This window comes from Phocaeicola intestinalis (assembly GCF_014837065.1).
GTDB lineage: Bacteria > Bacteroidota > Bacteroidia > Bacteroidales > Bacteroidaceae > Phocaeicola > Phocaeicola intestinalis.
The window spans coordinates 20,293-42,569 of the sequence record NZ_JACSPP010000002.1 but is presented as its reverse complement, the minus strand read 5'-3'; the positions used below and the strand labels follow the sequence as shown (position 1 = coordinate 42,569).

Here is a 22,277-nt window from a genome sequence, read left to right as displayed (position 1 = left end):
TAAACCTTTGATTAATTTTCGTCTTTTATGTATTGGCTGGCATCCTTGAAGATTTTTTCCACTTCCGGCATATACTTGCTTTCGGGAAATTCGTTTTTGAATGCATAATACTCGTCTATTGCTTCGCGCATACGTTCTTCCTTCTTTTCAAGGACACTTTCTTTTGCCATATCATATTTGGCCCGGAGAATCAGAATCGAAAGATCTTCCCGCCGTTTGGTATAGGGATAATCCCGTAAGACATTCTGTGCTGTCACAACGGCTGCAAGATAATTGTTACCCGTACTGCTATACGAGGTGTTTCCTGTGTACGAACCTAGGTCGTAATACAGTTTTGCAGACAAGTATTCTTTTTCCACCAGTTTGTCTTGCAATTCGTAAATCATGTTTTGGGCTATTTCCTTGCGTGAACTTGTCGGAAAGTATTCGATGAACATCTGTAATTCCTGAATGGCTTTATAAGTGCTTGTCTGATCCAACCGCGGTTCAGGTGTATCCAAATACAGCGATTTTCCACAGAAAAAGCGTGCCAATTCAGTATAGGTTCCACGCGGGTAAGTAGTGTAATACACATTAAAATAATGAGAAGCCGAAATATAATCGCCTTGATTGAAGTACGTCATAGCCAACATATATGCTGACTCTTCTGCATTGGCCGTTCCTTTCAAGATAGAAATCAGTTCTTCCAGCAAGGTTGCAGCCCGGCTGTTCTGACCTTTGGCAAAATACCCTTTGGCTGCCTCATATTTATATTCGTAGTCCGTACTTTTAAGTACGGTATTATACTCCCCGCACGAAGACAACACTCCGCCAAGAAGCAATGCCATAACGATGTACTTTTTCATATCAATCTATATAGTTGTGCAAAATTACGGCTTTCTGCCGAATAATGCAACATCTCAATAATTTTTAATACAAAAAATCTCGTCTGTTCCATTCCGATGAAAATTATTGTGTAACTTTACACGCTTTTTAAACATAGCCGTATGAATTTTGAACTCGTATCAGACTACCAGCCTACTGGCGACCAGCCGGAAGCTATCGCGCAATTGACCGAAGGAGTAAAAAATGGCATTCCTGCCCAGACGCTGCTTGGTGTGACTGGGTCGGGTAAGACGTTTACCATTGCCAATGTCATCAAGAACATCAACAAGCCAACGTTGATTCTGAGTCACAACAAGACACTTGCCGCTCAATTGTATGGTGAGTTTAAGAATTTCTTTCCGAACAATGCCGTAGAATATTATGTTTCCTACTACGATTACTATCAGCCGGAAGCTTATATCCCCTCTACTGATACTTACATAGAGAAAGATCTTGCCATAAACGAGGAAATTGACAAGTTGAGGCTTGCTGCTACCTCGGCTTTGCTTTCTGGCAGGAAAGATGTCATTGTGGTATCATCTGTATCCTGTATTTATGGAATGGGTAATCCGGCAGATTTTTACAATAACGTAATAGATATTAAGAAAGGCAAACGGATAGATCGGAATGTCTTTCTCAGAAAATTGGTAGACAGTCTCTATGTCAGAAACGATATTGAACTGAACCGGGGAAACTTCCGGGTAAAAGGAGATACGGTGGATATTTATCTCGCTTATACCGACAGTGCTTTGAGGGTGATGTTTTGGGATGACGAAATAGATGCTATTGAAGAGATAGACCCGGTTTCAGGGCACAGGCAGGCAGAATTTGACGAGTACAGAATTTACCCGGCCAATCTGTTCATGACTACAAAGGAAAGTGTGCTCCGGGCTATTCACGAAATAGAAGACGACCTTACCAAACAAGTGGCTTTTTTTGAAGATCAGGGAAAAACGTTCGAAGCCAAGCGTTTGTACGAACGTGTTACTTATGACATGGAAATGCTTCGCGAACTGGGGCATTGTTCCGGTATTGAGAATTATTCAAGATACTTCGATGGTAGGGAGGCAGGTACCCGTCCTTATTGCTTGCTCGACTTTTTCCCGAAAGATTTTCTGATGGTTATCGATGAGAGTCATGTCAGTGTGCCGCAAATTCGTGCTATGTATGGAGGTGACCGTGCCCGTAAGGAAAACCTGATTAAATATGGGTTTCGTTTGCCGGCAGCTATGGATAACCGCCCGTTGAAGTTTGACGAGTTTCAGGAAATGGTGAAGCAAGTTATTTATGTCAGTGCTACCCCAGACGATTACGAACTGGAGCAAAGTGAAGGAATTGTCGTGGAACAAGTCATCCGTCCTACTGGTTTATTGGATCCGGTTATTGAGGTGCGTCCCAGTATGAACCAAGTGGACGACCTGATGGAAGAAATTCAGCAACGTATTGAAATGCAGGAGCGTGTACTTGTCACCACGCTTACCAAGCGTATGGCAGAAGAACTGACTGAATACTTGCTCAACCATGGTATCCGTTGCACCTACATACATAGCGATGTAGAGACACTGGAGCGTGTGAGGATAATGGACGATTTGCGCCAAGGTACCTACGATGTGTTGATTGGGGTCAATTTGCTTCGTGAAGGGCTTGACCTGCCTGAAGTGTCGCTGGTTGCCATATTGGACGCGGATAAGGAAGGCTTTCTTCGTTCACACCGGTCGTTGACCCAGACAGCCGGCAGGGCAGCTCGGAATGTTAATGGGAAAGTCATTATGTATGCCGACAGGATAACTGACAGTATGCGGCTGACTATCGATGAAACGAATCGCCGCCGCATCAAGCAGCTGGCTTACAACGAAGCACATGGCATCACGCCTCAACAAATCAAGCGGGCATACAACAACGTTTTGCTTGAAAAGACAGATACCGAGACACCGGTTTCGAAACAACCTAAGGCTTACACCGATGCTCCGGAACAGTTCTATGCTGCGGCAGACCCGATTGTACAATACATGTCAAAAGAACAGTTGCAGAAAAGCATCAATCGCACTCGGAAGCTGATGCAGGAAGCGGCTAAGAAACTGGATTTCATTGAAGCCGCACAATATCGTGATGAGCTTATCCGTCTGGAAAATTCATTAAAAGAAAAACCGTGATATTGCCTGGAAAGCGTGTTTCACTTTCTGCATACTTGGGGAAATATGATTTTAGGAGACGTCTCAACAGGTACTTTTTTATGATAGGTTTTCGAGACCGATGAATCTTTAATCAAAAGAAAGGGCTCAAGATAGAAAATGAGATGTCTTGGTTTTATACTTATGATATGAAGTCCTTTATACTTTATAATATATAAGGTAAGAAAGGAAAGATTTCTCTTGCTTCATGTCTTGACTTTAATCCCAAATGCTATTTTGAGCCTTTCTTTATTGTCTTTATCTGTCTTTTTTAATCTGTAAATGAACCGTAGCGTGTAGGCAATAGTTTGCGGTCTCCCAATGTGTTGTCTACGCGTGCCACATTTATCCAGAATTTGTTTTCTCGTACACTTGTTGTCGGATAGACAGCTTTTTCACGTGTGTAAAAATGTTGCCATCGATCTGATACGGCTTCGTATTCGGGATGAGGGGCATTGACTAGCACATTGTCCTCTTTTGATGCTTCGCCATTTTTGATTTCTTCTATTTCGTTCCAGATGGAGAGCATACAGTCTATAAAGTTGTCAAGTTCACTTAAACTTTCACTTTCGGTAGGTTCTATCATTAATGTGCCGTGTACAGGGAATGATAGGGTCGGAGCGTGATAACCGTAATCCATCAGACGTTTGGCAATGTCGTTTTCTGTTATTCCGCTTTCTTCGTGGATATTGCGACATTCCAGAATCATTTCGTGCCCCACATAGCCGTTTGTTCCCCGATATACTGTACCATAGGTATCGCTCAGGCATGCTACCAGATAATTGGCATTGAGGATAGCTGTTTTTGTGGCTTGTTCCAGTCCTTTTGCACCCATCATTGAAATGTACCCATAAGTAATGGGTAAGATGCCGGCACTTCCGTATGGGGCAGATGAAACTTCATTAGTGTCATTCCCGAACAGATTGTGACCTGGCAAGAATGGAATCAAGTGTTCGGATACGCAAACTGGACCTACACCTGGACCGCCTCCTCCATGTGGACTGGCAAATGTTTTGTGCAGGTTGAGGTGGCACAGGTCTGCCCCGATGGTACTTGGATTTGTCAGTCCCACTTGCGCATTCATGTTTGCGCCGTCCATATATACTTGTGCTCCACAGGCATGGATAATCTGGCAGATTTCCATAATGTCGTTTTCGAAAATGCCATGAGTAGACGGATAGGTAATCATAAGTGCCGCAAGACGATTTTTGTTGGCTTCTGCTTTTTCGCGTAAGTCATTTACGTCTACGTTTCCGTGTTCGTCACAGGCACAAGTCAAGGTTTCGTATCCAGCTTGTACGGCAGATGCCGGGTTGGTTCCGTGAGCTGATGCTGGAATCAGAATCAAGTTCCGATGCCCTTGTCCGATACTTTCCAAATAACTGCGGATGATGCGCAGTCCTGTATATTCGCCGGCTGCTCCTGAATTGGGCTGAAAAGTAATGCCGTCAAAACCTGTGATGGCAAGCAATTGTTTGGAAAGGTTTTCTATCAGTTCGTGGTATCCTTGGGCTTGTTCTTCTGGCACTAACGGATGGATGTTCATCCATGCCGAATTACTAAGTGGTAACATTTCGGCTGCGGCATTCAGTTTCATGGTACACGACCCTAATGAAATCATGGAATGGGTAAGGGAAATGTCTTTGCGTTCCAGCCGCTTGATATAGCGCATCATTTCCGTTTCCGTGTGATAAAGGCTGAATACTTCGTGGGTAAGGAAAGGTGAACGGCGGCACATGTCGGGGCTGATTGAAGAACTGTCTGTGATATCTTTTACTTCATGTACCGTTTCTTCTGCAGCGATGCCGAATATCATAAAGAGTTGGTTGGCATCTGCCAATGTGGTAGCTTCGTCAATGCTGATACCTACATCGCCATTGTCGAAATAGCGCAGGTTTACTTCTTTGCTCAAAGCAATGGTGCGCAATTTTTCTTGCGACACATTTTCTGGAAGGCCAAGGCGGAGTGTATCGAAAAATGTTTCATTCCGTTCGATATATCCCAAGCCGGTAAGCCGGAGGTTCAGCCAGTTGGTTATGCTGTGGATGCGTTGGGCTATTTCTTTAATGCCTTTTGCACCGTGCCATACAGCATAAAACCCCGCCATGGTAGCGAGCAGTGCCTGAGCTGTACAGATATTCGATGTTGCCCGTTCACGTTTGATGTGCTGTTCTCGTGTTTGTAAAGCCATCCGGTAACATACATGTCCATATTTGTCTTTCGAGAGGCCGATGATTCTTCCTGGCATATTGCGCTTGTATTCATCCCGTGTGGCGAAATAAGCAGCTGATGGCCCGCCATAGAACAGAGGTATACCCAGTCGCTGGGTGCTTCCGAATACAATGTCGGCTCCCCATTCTCCGGGAGGAACCAGCAGGGCTAGACTTAAAATATCGGCGTCTACTGCTACTTTGCATCCAGATTCATGTGCACGGGCGGTAAAGTTGCTGTAGTTTTCGATGTTGCCGCTATTGTTTGGATATTGTACAATGCAACCAAATATGTCGGGAGTGAATTCCAGTTTTTTATAGTCACCAGTTTTTATTTCGATACCTTGCGGTATGGCACGTGTGCGGATAACGGCCTGTACCTGTGGGAATATTTCCCGATCGACAAAGAGTGTGTTGGCGCCAGCCTTTTGTTGTGCGCGGCTACGTAAAGCGAACATCATTGTGGCGGCTTCGGCTGCTGCAGTCGCTTCATCCAATAGTGAGCAGTTAGCGAGCGGCATGGCGGTCAAGTCGCTTATTACAGTCTGGAAATTGATGAGGGCTTCCAGGCGTCCTTGTGAGATTTCGGTTTGATAAGGTGTGTACGAAGTATACCAGACCGGGTTTTCGAATACATTACGTTGGATGACGGCTGGAGTAATTGTATCATACCAACCCGTACCTATATACGATTTGTAGACTTTATTGTGCGAAGCCATCTGCGTGATATGTTCGGAAAATTCTCGTTCGGTCATTGCCGGTGGCAGATCTAGCGGTTTTTTCAGTCGGATTTGTTTCGGGATAGTTTTGTCAATGAGTTCATCCAATGTGCCGACACCTATTTTCTCCAACATCTTGGGAAGGTCGGAGTCCGAAATGCCAATGTGGCGGTTGGCAAAAATGTCTGTCTTCATGGTTTTTAGATTTTTAGGAGCAAGTCGGCAAGATTTCTTATTTTGTTTCCCTCATGTCTTGTCGACTTGTCTGTCTGGTTGTTATTTAAAATAAGGGTTGTTCATTTTCTCTTGTCCGATGCTGGTCGGTTCTCCGTGTCCGGGATATACGATTGTTTCATCAGGCAAGGTGAAGAGACGGGTTGCAATACTGTCCAGCAACTCGTCATAGTTTCCTCCTTCCAGGTCGGCACGTCCTATACTTCCCTGAAACAGAACGTCTCCGCTGAAGATGCATTGGTTTTCAGCATTGTAGAATACCATTCCTCCTGGAGAGTGTCCAGGTACATGGATAGCTTCCAACGTGCTTTCTCCAAACTGTATTTTGTCGCCATCGGCTATGTATCCTCCCAATTCTGCCGGGGCAGCGTTGGGCGGAAATCCGAACATACGGCACATGGCAGGCATCTTTTCCAGCAAGAATTCATCCTCCTTGCATGCTTTAGCTTTCAGTCCCAATTCGCGCAACAGGAATGTGTTGCCGAATATGTGGTCTAAATGGAGATGGGTGTTCAGCAAGTGTTTTACATTCAGGTTGTTGTCGTTAATGTATCTTTTCAGTTGCTGTTCTTCTTCTGGATAATAACATCCTGCATCGATGATGGCTGCTTCTCCCGTTTTGTCGGAAATCACGTAGCAATTGACGGGAAACATATTGAATTGAAAACGTTTGATGGTCATAGCTTTCGTAGAGTCACTTTTTATTTGTTTATGCTTACATACACAACCTTTTTCGTATTGAAGTATTCCTCTTTGAAGAAATTTGTCAGTTCCGTGACAATTGCCTGATGCCTTACGGGTAGAATTTCGTGTTGCAGCTCGCCGCCTTTCAGGCAAATCAGGCCGTTGGGCAAGGCATTGCATTGCTCTTTCTTGATATTCTTTCGGACTAATTTCAGCAGGTCGGCCAGTGGCATTACAGCCCGGCTTACAACGAAATTGAACTGTGCTTTTTCTTCTTCAGCTCTGCACTGGCGTGTGGTTACATTTTTCAGCCCGATAGCATTAGCCACTTCCGTAGTTACTTTTATCTTTTTCCCGATGCTGTCTATCAGGTGAAATTTCACTTCGGGGAAGAGAATAGCAAGCGGAATGCCAGGGAACCCACCTCCTGTACCTAAGTCCATCACTTCTGTTCCTGGCCGGAACGAAATAATTTTTGCGATGCCTAGTGAGTGTAACACGTGGTGTTCGTATAAGTTTCCGATGTCTTTTCTGGAAATGACGTTTATTTTGCTGTTCCAGTCGGTATAAAGTTCTCCCAATGCTTCAAATTGTGCTTTTTGGGTATCTGTCAGGGTAGGAAAGTATTTTAGAATGATGTCCATGGTTGTACTGTTACTTTTTCATATAAGGTTGAATATCGTCATAGTTTACCTGTAAACGGAAGTCGCCGGCCGAGTAAGGGGCTATTTCGTAGTGGTTGTAGTAGAATGTCACTCCTTCTTTTTCCAGCAGGAAGTTCGACGGTATGTATAAATATGTATCCAGTAAGATGCCTTGTTCTTGCAGTCCGTCCAATGACGTGATGGTATCGGTATTTAGTCTTCGGTTTGTTTCTTTTATCAGTTCGTTCATGATGAGCTTGCAGATATTGGCGGTATCTTTGGGGTTGAATACATCATTTTTTTTCAATATCGTTCCCGTTTTTGAATCGATGTTCAGGCAGGTGGTTTCAGTGTTGGGATGTGCACCTCCTGTATAACGGAAATTAGTCAGTGTGTAATTCCATACGCCGTTGTATCCTTGCTTCATTTCTGTGTTCAATTGGTATTCGTAGTTGTACCATGCCGGTACGTCGGCTGGTTTCATACCATTGTGCATGTCAGCATCGAACAGTCCTTTTACATCTGTCCTGTATCCGCGTATGTAATTGTCTGCCAGTGTGGAAAGTACTTTGTCGGGAGTCATTGTCATGAAAGCGTTTCCGAAAAGTGTTTTTTGGATGGCTGCGTTGATTCTAGGTGATACCGAATCGTTTTCAGCCGTTGGTTTGAGGTACGAGAAATCCAAGTTGATTTTGCACGATGGAACTTCTTCTCCTTCTTGCAGGTAGATGATGGTGTCTGTGCTCACAGTACATACTTGTGGTGCTGTTTCCGTTTTGTCTTGTTGTAGGCAGCCCGGCAGCATGCAACATCCCGTGACGCTGAATATCAGCGATAAAAATAAGTTCGTTCTATGCTTCATATCATTTGTTTTAGGTTCCTCTGATTTTGATATGACAAAGATAACACAAGTTTGTGAATTTTTTGTATATATTCTCTTAATCTTTTTGCAAAAAGGTTGGAAATATCAGTCGGTTGCTACGTACACGCGTCTTTCGTTATGCAAAGGGTGATGTGGAAAAAATATTTATGAGAACTGTATGTTATCCGGAATGGATTTGGGAATGACGGAATGGATGTCGGGAGAAGGTCTGTTGGAAAAAACTTAGGGGGATTTCTTGCCGGTCTGCTGAACATCTTGTATCTTTAGCGTGTTATTATTTGTAATAATTTATAAAAACATTTGTTTATGGAAACAATACAAAACATCGGTACGTTGGGTGGATGGATGAACGACTTGCTTATTTCGTGGGGATTCTCACCCAAGTATGCCAATATGTTCGACGAAACAGTGGTGGCTGCGCTCATCATATTGTTGGCCGTGGGCCTGAATTATTTCTTCCAAGCTATTGTGGTGGGAGGAATCAAGCGTTACACACGCCGGTTCCCTCGAAAGTGGAATACCTTGCTGGTAGAACGCAAGGTGGTGCATCATCTGCTGCACATCGTCCCCGGCATGTTGATTTATATGCTTTTGCCCTTGGCTTTCGTGAAAGGGAAGGGGATGCTGGATTTTTCGCAGCGTGTCTGTGCCGTTTATATCATTGTGTCTATATTGTTCACTCTGAATGCGGTGTTGCTGGTGATGCTCGACATTTACAATTCAAAAGAAATCCGGAAGAACCATCCTATCCGCGGATTGGTGCAGGTATGTCAGGTGGTGCTGTTTTTCCTGGGAGGTATACTGAGTGTTGCCACGCTTATCGATAAATCGCCCGTGACGCTTTTTGCCGGTCTGGGGGCTGCTGCCACGGTGCTTATGTTGGTATTTAAGGATAGTATTCTGGGATTTGTGTCGGGCATTCAGCTTTCTGCCAATGATATGTTGCGGATTGGTGACTGGGTGACTTTGCCTAATGGGACAGCCGACGGGATAGTGCAGGAAATTACGCTGAACACGGTGAAGATTCAAAACTGGGACAATACCATTACTACCATACCTCCTTATACAATGGTGAACAGTACGTTCCAAAATTGGCGTGGAATGCAGGAAAGTGGAGGACGCCGGGTGGATAAGCGCATCTGGCTGGACTTGGATACTATCCGCTTTTGTGCTCCGGATGAATTAGAACGTCTTTGCAAAGATATTCCGTTGCTTGTCGGTTATGTGCCGGACAAAGGTCAGGTGCCGACCAATTCGCAGGTGTATCGTGTTTACATCGAGCGTTATTTGATGAGTTTGCCGGTGGTGAACCAGGATTTGGACTTGATTATTTCGCAGAAAGAACCTACCGAGCACGGTCTGCCCATTCGTGTATATTTCTTTTCACGCATCAAGGCGTGGCGGGAGTATGAACGTATCCAGTCGGATATTTTCGATCATCTGCTGGCTATGGCTCCCCGTTTCGGGCTGAAATTGTATCAAGGGATCTAAAACGGGAATAAATACCGCAATCAGTCACCGGATAAGATGTCTCCCAAATGAAGATATATTCAGAAGCTGTTTTGAATTTATCGCCCAAAGCACACACGAAAACGTATACATCAAGACAAGAAAAACTTTTTGGAGAAATTCAAAACAGCTTCTCAACTTTACCGTTTCAGTTGTCTTCGCGGACTGTAGCAGTTGATTGGAATGGTTTATGAATATAACTTCGTTTTCAGGGAGGATATTGGCTGGATGCGGAATTCATAATATAAAGCGAAAGGCAAAATGAAAGTATCGTTGGAAACAGAAAATTGGGGTATGATTCCTTATCAGGAAGCATGGGAACGCCAGTCTCGTTTGTTTAATGAGGTGATTGCGGCGCGTGCCGGCCACGTATCTTATATTAACCGGTTGGTGTTTTGCGAGCACCCCCCTGTATATACGTTGGGAAAGCACGGGAAAGAGACGAATATGTTGTTGGGCAAAGAACAACTGAAGCGGATAGGTGCAGAGCTTTTTCATATCGACAGGGGAGGAGACATTACATTTCATGGACCCGGGCAACTGGTGTGTTATCCCATCCTTTGTCTGGAAGATTTTCATTTGGGATTGAAAGAATATGTCTCGGTACTTGAAGAGGCAGTTATCGGTGTGTGCCGCTCCTATGGCATTGAGGGCGGAAGAGTGAAGGGAGCTACGGGAGTATGGCTGGACATCGGCACTTCTTCTGAGCGGAAAATATGTGCTATCGGAGTACGGAGCAGCCATTTTGTCACAATGCACGGATTGGCACTGAATGTGAATACCGATTTGCGTTATTTCGGTTACATCCATCCGTGTGGCTTCATCGATAAGGGAGTGACCTCGTTAGCCAAGGAAACCGGTATGGAAATTCCTATGGAAGAGGTATGCTTGAGGTTGGAAAAGGAACTCCGTGCGCACCTTGTTTCCTTTTAATAATGCATGTCCGCAATTAGCCAATCTGACTGAGTTGAAAACGCAGTAGTACTGCATTTGCCGATGAAGTATATATCCATAGGCGTATGCAGTATATATTCAACCGCGTATGCAGTATATATTCAACCGCGTATGCAGTATATATTCATTTTTCAGGGGTATGTATTGGCTGTTTGCGGGCATTCATTTTTTTGTCTTTTACAGCATATCTGGAATAAGGTAAAGTGTGTCTTCGGGTACGCCTTGTTCAAGTAATGCTTCTTTGTCGTTTTTGAAGTTCTGGATAAATGCTTCATGGCTTATGCAGCTGTTTTCAGCTTTCCGGTAATGTTCCAAGGCTTCTGGAATTTTTCCAAGTGCCAGGTAGGCGTGTCCGGTGTTCAGCCAGTCGGCCATTGGTACATTATCGGGTGTATCTGTCAGTTTGCGATAGAACCGGAGCGCATCTTCGTATTTACCGGTCATGAAGTAACACCAGCCTATGGCACGCTGTGCATTGGCAGGTGCATTGTCCAAGTATTCAACCTTGAAGAAGTATGCCAATGCTTCCTTGTAGCGGCGGAGAGTGGCAAGGCATTGTCCGATTTGGAGCAGAATATTCAAGTCATCGGGCTTCATTTCTTTCACTTTCTCGTAGTATTCCAATGCTTTTGAGTATTGTCGGGTACGTTTGTAGCATTGTGCCAGATGCTTCAAAGTCCAAAGATGGTCGGGCTTGAGCAGGTCGGCTTGAAGGTATGCCCGGATGGCTTCCTCATAGTTTTTCATTTTCTGGTAGGTGTAGCCGAGCTTCTGCATGATTTCGGCGTTGGGCTTTTCTCCCTGGCTCAGCCGGAGATAAAGCTGTGATGCTTCTTCCATATAATCTTTGGCAAACAGGTGGTCGGCGATGTGCTTGATGGCTTCGGTGTGGTGCAATAGCGGACCGAGTGCTTGGCAGTTCCACAGGTCAAGTTTGCTTTTGAATATGTCGTCCACTTCGTTGCGGTACATCCATAGCTTGAAAAAGCGGTAAAGGTCGTGGATGTATTGCCGGCTGACGATTTCGGGTTTTTGAAAGTCTTTTGATGTTTCAGAAAGTGCTTGTATCTGTTCCGCTTGCATTTCGGTTTGTGCATTGAACTGCGAAGTCATGTACTGACGTTGTTGTTCAGGCAGGTTAAAAAGCGTGAGGCAGAATGAGTATTTGTCTGAATTACAGAAGACTGGTGAGTCCATTATCAGTCCCATCATTGAGCGTTGTCCTTCTTTTTCGTCTTTGAAGAGTGGAGCTATTTCGGGGGTTTGTTTATCAAATGGGTAGAACCAATGTGCTGCTTCCCGGAAGAAAGGATAACTTTTCAGTTGTGAGAACGTACTCATGTAGGTGTCCGCTCCTTCCATTTGCAGTTCGCCTAGTTCACGGATGGTATTTTCCACCTGTGCCATTCCTTTGCTCCATTCCGGATTTTTGTCTTCCAGTTCTTCTAGGTCTAAAATTTTCAGGTCGGTTTTGGCTATGTTGGCAGAACGCATCATTTGCGGGATGATTTCTTCACGCATTTTTTTGCTTATCTTTTCTGTTTCGCGTGAAAGAAGGAGTAGAATTTGTATGGTGAGCAGTTCTTTAGCTGCTTTCGGTTTATCGGTGAGCAGTGAAAGGGCAGCCAGCAGTTCGGGATAGAGGTTGAGGCGTGCCTCTTGGTAGTATGCTACCAGGGCGATACCTACCAGTGCCCGTTGGGTGACTAGCGTGTCGGTGCCTGATTGATAGGCATTGATAAGGAATTGGTACTTGCGGCTGTCGAATATGTGTAGCAGGCTGAGGGTGGTTGCACTGAGCATCACGGCAATATCGTTGGCTGGTATCAGCAATGACGAGAGAAAGGCTTCGGCTTGGTTCTGTTCGTTTTCCGACCATTGTGCCGAAGTCCATATTTTGTAAAATAATTCATCTACCGTCTGTTCATGCCTGATAAAAGGATTTTCTTTTTTGTCTGTCTGCAACGGTTCGGTCACTGGAAGTTGTGACAATGCCATGTCTTCGCTTAACATTTCCAAGGTCATTTGCAATTCTTGCAACGAATGTGCAGGGTGTTGCATTTGCCGGCGGTAGGTGTCGGCAAAATATCCAGTTCCGCGTTTTCCGGTTTTGATGAAGTTTGCCTTATCGGCCAGTTCATATGCTCTTCTCCACAAGTGGCAGTACATTTTCCCACGTTCGGGGTCGTTTACTCCTTGGGCTGCGTATTGCAGCATATAATTGTATGTAGTTGACAGGCTTTCGATGTCTGCATTCAATTGCCAGTCTTCCAGTTCTACGGCAAAAGCTTGCAGCTGGACGAGTGCTTCTTTCAGCCGCCGTTGGTCTAACAGTTCGATGATGTGTTCGTGCATAAAGTTTTTTATCTGGTTTGACAAGTGCAAATGTAGCAATAATTTTGTAATTTTGCGCCATCTATAGGAATTACAATGGAAATAGCTGGACTTCAACAAATTTATGCCAAACATCCGAATGTGGGGGCTTTGGTGAAACTTTTGCAGAATCAAGATATACGTACTGTTTTTATGGAAGGCACTCATGCTTCGTGTGCTTCTTTTTTTGCATCGGCTTTCATTAAGCAGTATTCCCGGGTGAATCTTTTTATCTTGAATGATTTGGAAGAAGCAGGATATTTTTATCACGATATGGTACAGGCCGATGGTGATGAAGAGATTTTGTTTTTCCCTTCTTCGTTTCGGCGGGCCATTAAGTATGGTCAGCGTGATGCAGCCAATGAGATATTGCGTACGGAAGTATTGGCACGGTTGAAACAGGAGAAACCTGTTACGGTGGTGACTTATCCGGATGCGTTGGCAGAAAAAGTGGTATCCCAAAAGTCGCTGGATGAACGGATGTTGTGTCTTCGTATCGGACAGCACATCGATACGGAAGTGATAACCGGAGAATTGGTGAAATACGGTTTTCATCGTGTTGACTATGTGTATGAGCCAGGACAGTTTGCAATGCGGGGAAGTATTCTCGATGTATATTCGTTCGCATCAGAATATCCATATCGTATTGATTTCTTTGGTGATGAGATAGACAGTATTCGTACGTTTGAGGTGGATTCGCAACTTTCGAAAGAGAAGAAAGATGCGGTAAGTATTGTTCCCGAATTGTCGGAGGCTTCTGACGGGGATGTGTGTCTGTTGGAGTTTGTCCCTGAGACATGTGTGCTGTGGGTCAAAGACTTGATGTGGGTGCGTGAGCGTATCCAGACGGTACACGATGAGGTTTTTTCTCCTCAGGCAGTGCAGGCATACGAAGGGGAGGAAACCGACTGGGTAAATTTGCGGAAAAAATTAATTTCCGGGCCTGATTTTCTGCAAAAGGCATTGTCTTTCCGGCGGATAGATTTTGGGCATAAAGCGGCTGGCACTCCTCAGGCAACGTTGGCATTCCAAACTTCCATTCAGCCGATTTTCCATAAGAATTTCGATTTGGTGGCGAGCACCCTGACCGATTACCGGCAGCGGGGATATCAGTTGTATATCTGTTCGGACAGTGTAAAGCAGACCGACCGCTTGCGTGACATTTTTCAAGAACGTGGCGATAAGATTTCATTTGTGCCGGTAGACCGCACTTTGCACGAAGGTTTCATCGACCATACACTGAAGTGTTGCATTTTTACCGACCATCAGATATTCGACCGTTTTCATAAATACAATTTACGCAGCGACAAGGCACGTAGCGGAAAGGTAGCGCTTTCGCTGAAAGAACTGAGCCAGTTTGAACCGGGAGACTATGTGGTGCATATCGACCACGGTATCGGAAAGTTTGCCGGACTGGTGCGCATCCCCAATGGGAACACTACGCAGGAAGTTATCAAGTTGGTATATCAAAATGACGATGTAGTCTTCGTTTCCATCCATTCGTTGCATAAGATTTCGAAGTATAAAGGGAAAGAAGGCGAGCAGCCTCGCATCAGCAAGCTGGGTACCGGGGCGTGGGAGAAGATGAAGGAACGTACCAAAACGAAAATCAAGGACATCGCCCGCGACCTTATCAAGCTCTATTCGCGCCGCAAGCAGGAAAAGGGCTTCAAGTACAGCCCCGATAGTTTTCTGCAACACGAACTGGAAGCAAGTTTCCTTTACGAAGATACGCCCGACCAGCTGAAAGCTACACAAGAGGTAAAAGCAGATATGGAAAGCGACCGTCCGATGGACCGTCTGGTGTGTGGCGATGTAGGATTCGGCAAGACCGAAGTGGCTGTACGTGCAGCCTTCAAGGCGGTGACCGACAACAAGCAAGTAGCAGTGCTGGTACCTACTACCGTGCTGGCGTTCCAGCATTTCCAGACGTTCAGCAAGCGGTTGGAAGGAATGCCGTGCAAGGTAGACTACCTGAGCCGTGCCCGTACGGCAAAAGACACCAGCCGTATCTTGAAGGAACTTGCCGACGGAAAGATAGACATCCTGATAGGCACGCACAAGATTATCGGCAAGAGTGTGAAGTTCAAAGACCTTGGATTGCTGATTATCGATGAGGAGCAGAAGTTCGGCGTGAGCGTGAAGGAAAAACTGCGTCAGCTGAAGGTGAACGTCGATACGCTGACAATGACCGCTACGCCTATTCCGCGTACCTTGCAATTTTCGTTGATGGGAGCACGCGACCTGTCGGTTATCCAGACCCCGCCGCCCAACCGTTATCCCATACAGACCGAGGTGCACACGTTCAATGAAGAAATCATTGCCGATGCTATCAACTTTGAAATGAGCCGTAACGGGCAAGTGTTTTTTGTAAACAACCGCATCCAGAATCTGCCCGAACTGAAAGCGATGATAGAACGTAACATTCCCGATTGCCGTGTGTGCGTGGGGCACGGACAAATGAAACCCGAAGAACTGGAGAAAATCATCTTCGACTTTGTGAATTATGATTACGATGTGTTGCTTGCCACCACCATCATCGAGAGCGGTATCGATATTCCCAACGCCAATACCATCATCATTAACCAGGCGCAGAATTTCGGATTGAGCGACCTGCACCAGATGCGCGGACGGGTAGGGCGGAGCAACAAGAAAGCTTTCTGTTATCTGCTGGCTCCCCCCTTGTCTACTCTGACCCCCGAAGCCAAACGCCGTTTGCAAGCTATCGAGAACTTCAGCGACTTAGGAAGCGGCATTCACATTGCCATGCAGGACCTTGATATCCGCGGTGCCGGGAATATGCTGGGTGCTGAGCAGAGCGGTTTCATTGCCGACCTGGGTTATGAGACCTATCAGAAGATTCTGGCAGAGGCGGTGACAGAATTGAAGAACGATGAGTTTGCCGAACTTTATGCCGATGAAATCAAAGCAGGTGAAGAAAAACTGAGCGGCGAGGGATTTGTTGACGAATGTACGGTAGAGAGCGACCTCGAATTGCTTTTCCCCAACGAGTACATCCCCAGCAGCAGCGAGCGTATGCTGCTTTACCGCGAATTGGATAAACTGGAATTGGACAAGGATGTCGAAGCCTTCAAGGCAAGGCTGGTAGACCGTTTCGGCAAGATTCCGCCCGAAGGAGAAGAACTGATACGTATCGTGCCCTTGCGCCGGATGGCGAAACGGATGGGCATCGAAAAGGTTATCCTCAAGTTAGGGCGGATGACGCTGTATTTTGTCAGCAACCTGGAGAGCCCTTATTATCAAAGCGAGGCGTTCGGGAAAATAATCAACTATATGTCACAGAACCCGCGTATATGTAACCTGCGCGAGCAAAACGGTAAGCGAAGCATGGTCATCAAAGACGTAAAAGACGTGCAGACCGCCGTACGCATTATGCAAGAGATCGTAAGTATGCCAGCGCAATAAGCGTGACAAACATATTTCAGTCCTGTTTCATTTCAAAGGCTGACGTTATCTTTTAACGTATCAACGGGTGTAAGTGTAGGGAAGAATCTCTACATTTACATCCGTTTTTTTATTTATAAGATAGTATGAAAAGATTGTTATCGTTTGTTCCCTTGTTTTGTGTTACCTTGTCAGTGTCAGCACAGACCGCAAAGGATGAAATCCGCCAAAACCCGGCTTTGGCAACCGGTAAGTATTATGCCTATCAGGCTCCGTCCGTGGAACTTACTCCGGCTCCTGAAGGCTATGAACCCTTTTACATCTCGATGTTCGCCCGTCACGGTTCACGTTATCTTACCAAGCAGAAAAAATACGATAAGCCCTTGGCTGTCTTGCGTGATGCCGAAAAGCAACATATCCTTACTGCCGATGGGAAACGGGCACTCAAGATAGTGGAAAGTCTGGCGCAGGAAGCCGAAGGACGCTATGGAGAACTCACTCCGAAAGGAGCTGAACAACATCGCCAGTTGGTACGCCGTATGTTTGCCCGTTATCCGCAAGTGTTTACCGAAGGTGTACACGTGGATGCCCGCTCTACCTATAAGACCCGTGCTTTCCTTTCGATGACCGCCGGGTGTGTGGAGCTGAAAGGTTTAAATCCGAAATTGAATATCACCAACGATGCCAGCAATCATGACCTTTATTATATAAAGTATAAAAACGAACCCTACGAAGCTGTCCATTTGGCGAATGCTGATTCGGTCTATCGTGCTGCCGACAGCATATACGTGCATCCTGACCGTCTGATGAAGCAGCTCTTCACCCGTCCTCAGGCTGTGGAAGATCCTACGGGACTGATGATGGACCTCTTCGAACTGGACGGAATCAGCCAAAGCAGTTACAATCAGCCTGATTTGGCGTTCTTGTTTACCGAAGATGAACGTTACGACTTGTGGCAACGTAATAACTTCGAGTGGTATTACGAGAAAGGCGCATCCCCGCTGAGCGGTGCTTGTATGTACAAGGTAGAACGCAACCTGCTCCGTAATTTTGTAGAGACTGCCGATACGGTCATCGCTTCGAAACGGAATTGCGTTACCCTTCGTTATGGGCATGATACCAATCTGGCTCCCTTGGCCACGCTGATGGGGTGCAATCATTTGTCTGCTTCTACCGGTGATTGGCAAAAGATAGCCGATACCTACCGAACCTACCGTATTATTCCGATGTGCGGCAACGTTCAACTCATTTTCTTCCGCAAGCCGGGTAATGATGACATTCTGGTGAAGCTTCTTCTGAACGAGCGTGAGGTGACGCTTCCCGTCAAAACCGACAGTGCGCCTTTCTACCATTGGAAAGATGTCCGTGCTTACTGGCAGAAGGTAGTCGATAGTATTTCCTTACCCGATGTGGAAGTGACTCAGGAAGATTGACTTCTGCCTTGTATTACCTCAATCTGCATTATGCACTTCTCGTTTCCCTGTAGGATGGAACAGCAGAGCGTTACACGGAAATCATGTTCCTGCCACAGGCTGTGCAATGCATAGAGTACGCTTTGACGTGAGCATTCACACAGCAGGGGTGTGCGGACATACCCCTCTGTGTGCAGTCCGCATGTGCATTCCAGAAAGGAAAGACGGTATATCTGTCCTTCTTTCACTACCTTTCCGCTGACTCCAGGCAGTTCGTTTGCTTTGCGGAAGAATGTATCCATGTTGCCGTTGGCATCTTTGTACAGCTTTTCGTAAATGGGTAACACGCCGTTGCGCACGCAATTCTTTCCACACTCAGCGAAAAAACGTTTCCGCTCTTCTTCCGTGAGTCGTGCGATACCTAGTTCAAAACCTTTAAACCAATTCGATAAATCCATATACCTTATATTATACTGGTGATTTGCAGGCAAAGGTGACGATTTTCTGTGTACTTCCGCTTACGCCTTTTCCTGCAGGAATAAGATTGCCTGTTACTAAGAAGCTGTTTTGAATTTCTCCAAAAAGTTTTTCTTGGCTTGATGTATCCGTTTTCGTGTGTGCTTTGGGCGATTTTTTGGTCCTTTTCGCTCCTGTTCTTCGTCAGATAGCCCGCTATCTTCCTCATCACAGAAGCGGAAATGCCTCAAAAACTCATCCCAAATCATCGCACGATAAATTCAAAACAGCTTCTAATTGTTGGCGTGAAAATGATAATTTCACCTCCCCAGTTTGTTGTCGTAATCACCCGTTTGGGTAAGGCTAAGTGAGAACTTGTAGTGGAAGTTATGCATTCCGCACACTTCATAGAAACGGTGGGTACGGAGGCGCAGTTGGTTGCAGCACACTTCTATCTGGAGGCAACCTTGGGCTTTTGCCTCATTGTAAGCAGCATTGAAAAGACATCTGCCGATGCCTTGGCTGCGGCGGTCGGAGCGTACCGCCAATTCCATAATCTCGCATATCCGTCCGGCGTGGTGCAGCTGGTATTCCATTCGCAGGTTGATGCAGCCAATCACCTCTCCATTTATTTCGTATACTAAGCAAATGTAACAGTCGTTCTCCAATTGTCTGGAGTAAATTTCTTCGAATGTTTCGTACGGAAGCGTTTGGGCCTCCATATCGCATATTAAATTATAAATGGTAAGACAGTCAGTCTGCTGGCTTTTTCGTATAGTTTTCATATAAATAAAAGGCATGGTTTCGAATTGCAAAAGTATCAGATTGTACCGATTCTCGTCCTTTATATTGAATAAAATGTCACATGCACTATAAAATTGTCATACATGGTCTGAATTTGTAACACGAATGTAATATCGTCTTCAAAAAATCTTCAAAAAGCACTCTTTTCGCACCTCTTTCGCATGTGTAGCGGAAATGAAACATTTGTGAAACTGTCTTGAAAAACATTGCCTCTACTTTTGCGGCGTCAAACAAGCAAAAAGGGAAAAAGATTGTTATGAGAAAGAGAGTTGTTTTGGGCTTGGCGTTGCTCACGGCAGCCAGTGCCAATGCGATGGACATCAAAGGAAAGATAAAAGATGCAAAGACCGGTGAAGAGATTATCGGTGCATCAGTCGTGGTGAAGGAAGAGCCGTCGAAAGGCGCAGTGACGGGACTTGACGGAAGTTTCAGTCTGTCGGTGAACCGTCCGACGTTTACGATTATCTGTACATATATTGGTTATAAGAGCTACGAAATGCAGGTCACTTCGAAGGATTCGGATATAGAAATACCATTGGCAAGTGATGATGTGCTGCTGGGAGAAGTCACCGTGGTGGCTACCAATCCCGGACGAAGTGAAGCTGGTGCACGCGCCATCGAGCGTAAGGCGATGAACGTGGTGAACGTGATGAGTGCAAAAGCTATCGAGCTTTCTCCGGATATCACGGTCGCGAATGTAATCCAGCGTATGTCGGGTGTGACAATCGAGCGTAACAGCAGTGGGGAAGGGCAGTATGCTATCCTGCGCGGTATGGACAAGCGTTACAATTATACCTTAATTAATGGGGTGAAGATTCCAAGTCCCGATAATAAGAACCGTTTCGTGCCTCTTGACATATTCCCTTCTGAGATGCTCGACCGGTTGGAGGTGACCAAATCACTTACTGCCAATATGGAAGGCGACGGCATCGGCGGTGCGGTCAATCTGGTGATGAAAGATGCGCCTACGGAACGTCAGTTCACGGCAAGCATTTCTACCGGTTATAACGCTATGTATTTCGACCGCGATTTCCAGTCGTTCGACCATGGAGCTATTGTAAAGGATTCGCCTTACGAGCGGATGGGCAAGCCTGAATATTTCCGCGTGACTCCCGATGATTTTAATTACGATAATCTTCACATGAAATGGAGTAAGCCGATGCCCGACTTGAATGCAAGCCTTTCGTATGGTGACCGTTTCTTTAATGACCGTTTGGGTGTGATGGTGGCAGGTACATTCTTGAATACGTACCGCGGTAAGGAAAGCCAGATTTTTTATCAGCCGGGGCGGGATAGCGGTAATATTGAATACCGTAACTATTCTTCCCAGCAGACCCGTATCGGAGCACACGTAAAACTGGATTATCATATTAATGAAAACAATAAGCTGACCTGGTATAACGGATACATGGATATGCGTGAAGCGGAAGTGCGCGACCAAAAAGATGATGATGAAGAACATGTACGCATGAAATGGAACCATCAGTACATTATTAATTCTACACTGAAAGGCGAACATGGGTTTCTGGACAATCATGCCTTGCGCTTGAATTGGTCGGCGGTAGCATCGAAAGCGTATAATGAAACTCCCGATAATGCAGAAGTAGGTTTGCTGGATGGCGGAAATCGTGTAGCGGTAAACGATGCGTTGGTTCGCCGCTGGGAACACAATTCCGACCGTGACTTTGCCGGATACCTTGACTTAATGTATAAACTGAATCTTTCGAACGGCTCATCATTTGACTTTTCAATCGGAGGTATGTATCGTGACAAGAAGCGTGACAGCTATTTCAATGAATATAAGTTTAGAACAACAAACGGTGATCCTCAGATAAAAGGAGAAGATTGGAATAATTTTGATGAAATCGTTTTCTCGGATGTAAGCAGCCGTAATATTAGCGGAGCCTTGAATTATGATGCAACCGAAAAGATTGGCGCCGGATACGGGATGGTAAAATATACATGGAGCAAGTGGGAACTGATTGCGGGTGTGCGTGTAGAACATACCAATCAAGGATATTTGCTGAAGTTCCCCACTGAGAACGCAGACCCTGAAGGCAATCAGAAATATACGGATGTATTGCCCAGTTTCCATGCCAAATACAATGTGCACGAAAATGCCAATTTGCGTTTCTCATACGCCCGTGCCATCAATCGCCCGAGTTTCTTCGAAATTGTGCCTTATACAATTTTTAATGAGGACTTTGATGAAAGAGGTAATCCGGATTTGAAGCATACGGTAGCTGACAACGTAGACTTGCGGTATGAATTTTTCCCGAAATCGTCTGAGCAGTTTATGGTTGGTCTGTTCTACAAACATTTGAAAGACCCGATTGAAACCGGTTTGTTGAATATGGGACAGAATACTTATTACGTGCCGATGAACTTTGGTGATGCAGACAATATGGGTGTAGAGGTAGACGTTATGAAATATTTCAATTGGTTCGGTATCAAAGCAAATTATACGTACACTCATTCTAAAATTACAACCGATAAACGTATTATGGAAGGTACGGAAGTGAAGACCGTCCGCCAGTCGCGTCCGTTGTATGGCCAGGCAGGTCATGTGGCAAATCTTTCCTTGCTTTTCAAGAGTACGAAATACGGTTGGGAAGGTCAGATAGCCGGAAGTTACACGGGCAAGCGCTTGAGTGAAGTCTCTAACTATTTTGATGACGATATTTGGGAAGACGGGTATTTCCAATTGGACGCATCGGTAGAGAAAAGTTTCAAGTGTGGCGTGAGTGTATTTGCCAAGGCTTCTAACTTATTGGATATTCCATTGCTCCGTTATACCCATAAAGGTCCTCATACAGACGGTGTGACGAATTTCGAACGCAAGAACGGGAACCTGATAGAGCGTAAGGAATGGCACGGACAAACCATTATGCTGGGCGTGAGATATAAATTGTAAGAAAGCAAAACAAAACATATTGACTAACAAACACTTTTAAT

General features: G+C 45.4%; 15 protein-coding genes. 6 read left to right on the top strand and 9 right to left on the bottom strand.

The features are described from left to right. Positions 1-11 precede the first annotated feature (11 nt). Positions 12-845 (bottom strand): outer membrane protein assembly factor BamD, encoded by an 834-nt coding sequence (locus tag H9625_RS00830; RefSeq protein ID WP_087209402.1) that lies wholly within the window; start codon positions 843-845, stop codon positions 12-14. Between the two features lie 141 nt (positions 846-986). Here H9625_RS00830 and uvrB point away from each other — a divergent pair, with 141 nt between their 5' ends. Further along, a complete protein-coding gene (gene uvrB / locus H9625_RS00825; RefSeq protein ID WP_022039331.1) occupies positions 987-3,017 on the top strand; it encodes an excinuclease ABC subunit UvrB in 2,031 nt (676 codons plus the stop codon). Positions 3,018-3,306: 289 nt separating this feature from the next. On the opposite strand, the gene gcvP is transcribed toward uvrB, so the two are convergent. The 4 genes from gcvP to H9625_RS00805 form a co-directional block, all read right to left on the bottom strand. Then, complete coding sequence (gene gcvP / locus H9625_RS00820) at positions 3,307-6,159, bottom strand: aminomethyl-transferring glycine dehydrogenase (RefSeq protein WP_191762753.1); 2,853 nt, start codon at positions 6,157-6,159, stop codon at positions 3,307-3,309. 81 nt (positions 6,160-6,240) lie between these two features. Then, positions 6,241-6,879 (bottom strand): MBL fold metallo-hydrolase, encoded by a 639-nt coding sequence (locus H9625_RS00815; protein WP_022039329.1) that lies wholly within the window; start codon positions 6,877-6,879, stop codon positions 6,241-6,243. A gap of 20 nt (positions 6,880-6,899) precedes the next feature. Next, entirely contained in the window at positions 6,900-7,526 is a 627-nt protein-coding gene (gene rsmG, locus H9625_RS00810) for a 16S rRNA (guanine(527)-N(7))-methyltransferase RsmG (protein ID WP_022039328.1), read from the bottom strand. Positions 7,527-7,536: 10 nt separating this feature from the next. Next, positions 7,537-8,388: an RsiV family protein gene (locus H9625_RS00805; RefSeq protein ID WP_191762752.1), complete on the bottom strand. Its 852-nt coding sequence runs from the start codon at positions 8,386-8,388 to the stop codon at positions 7,537-7,539. 345 nt (positions 8,389-8,733) lie between these two features. On the opposite strand from H9625_RS00805, the gene H9625_RS00800 reads away from it, so the two are divergent. Both H9625_RS00800 and lipB read left to right on the top strand, forming a co-directional pair. Then, positions 8,734-9,900 carry a mechanosensitive ion channel family protein gene (locus H9625_RS00800; RefSeq protein WP_191762786.1) on the top strand — a complete coding sequence of 389 codons (1,167 nt, stop codon included), beginning with the start codon at positions 8,734-8,736 and terminating at the stop codon, positions 9,898-9,900. A gap of 279 nt (positions 9,901-10,179) precedes the next feature. Further along, on the top strand, positions 10,180-10,851 hold the full coding sequence (gene lipB, locus H9625_RS00795; protein WP_022039325.1) for a lipoyl(octanoyl) transferase LipB: 672 nt from the start codon (positions 10,180-10,182) through the stop codon (positions 10,849-10,851). 198 nt (positions 10,852-11,049) lie between these two features. Here lipB and H9625_RS00790 read toward each other — a convergent pair whose 3' ends face one another. Further along, on the bottom strand, positions 11,050-13,227 hold the full coding sequence (locus H9625_RS00790; protein WP_191762751.1) for a CDC27 family protein: 2,178 nt from the start codon (positions 13,225-13,227) through the stop codon (positions 11,050-11,052). 75 nt (positions 13,228-13,302) lie between these two features. Between H9625_RS00790 and mfd the strand changes: the two genes are divergently transcribed. Next, on the top strand, positions 13,303-16,671 hold the full coding sequence (mfd, locus tag H9625_RS00785; RefSeq protein ID WP_191762750.1) for a transcription-repair coupling factor: 3,369 nt from the start codon (positions 13,303-13,305) through the stop codon (positions 16,669-16,671). A 125-nt stretch (positions 16,672-16,796) separates the two neighbouring features. Further along, complete coding sequence (locus tag H9625_RS00780; protein WP_191762749.1) at positions 16,797-18,083, top strand: histidine-type phosphatase; 1,287 nt, start codon at positions 16,797-16,799, stop codon at positions 18,081-18,083. Here H9625_RS00780 and H9625_RS00775 read toward each other — a convergent pair. The 3 genes from H9625_RS00775 to H9625_RS00765 all read right to left on the bottom strand — a co-directional run bounded on the left by H9625_RS00775 (position 18,071) and on the right by H9625_RS00765 (position 19,303). Further along, the gene (locus H9625_RS00775) at positions 18,071-18,520 is read right to left on the bottom strand and encodes a hypothetical protein (RefSeq protein ID WP_191762748.1); all 450 of its coding nucleotides are present in this window, start codon (positions 18,518-18,520) and stop codon (positions 18,071-18,073) included. The two genes, H9625_RS00780 and H9625_RS00775, sit on opposite strands and share 13 nt — an antisense overlap. Before the next feature lie 96 nt (positions 18,521-18,616). Then, positions 18,617-18,787: a hypothetical protein gene (locus H9625_RS00770; RefSeq protein ID WP_158098033.1), complete on the bottom strand. Its 171-nt coding sequence runs from the start codon at positions 18,785-18,787 to the stop codon at positions 18,617-18,619. A 51-nt stretch (positions 18,788-18,838) separates the two neighbouring features. Further along, positions 18,839-19,303 (bottom strand): GNAT family N-acetyltransferase, encoded by a 465-nt coding sequence (locus tag H9625_RS00765; protein ID WP_087212588.1) that lies wholly within the window; start codon positions 19,301-19,303, stop codon positions 18,839-18,841. 275 nt (positions 19,304-19,578) lie between these two features. Between H9625_RS00765 and H9625_RS00760 the strand changes: the two genes are divergently transcribed. Beyond that, positions 19,579-22,236, top strand: coding sequence for a TonB-dependent receptor (locus tag H9625_RS00760; RefSeq protein ID WP_191762747.1), 2,658 nt, complete (start codon positions 19,579-19,581; stop codon positions 22,234-22,236). Positions 22,237-22,277 lie beyond the last annotated feature (41 nt).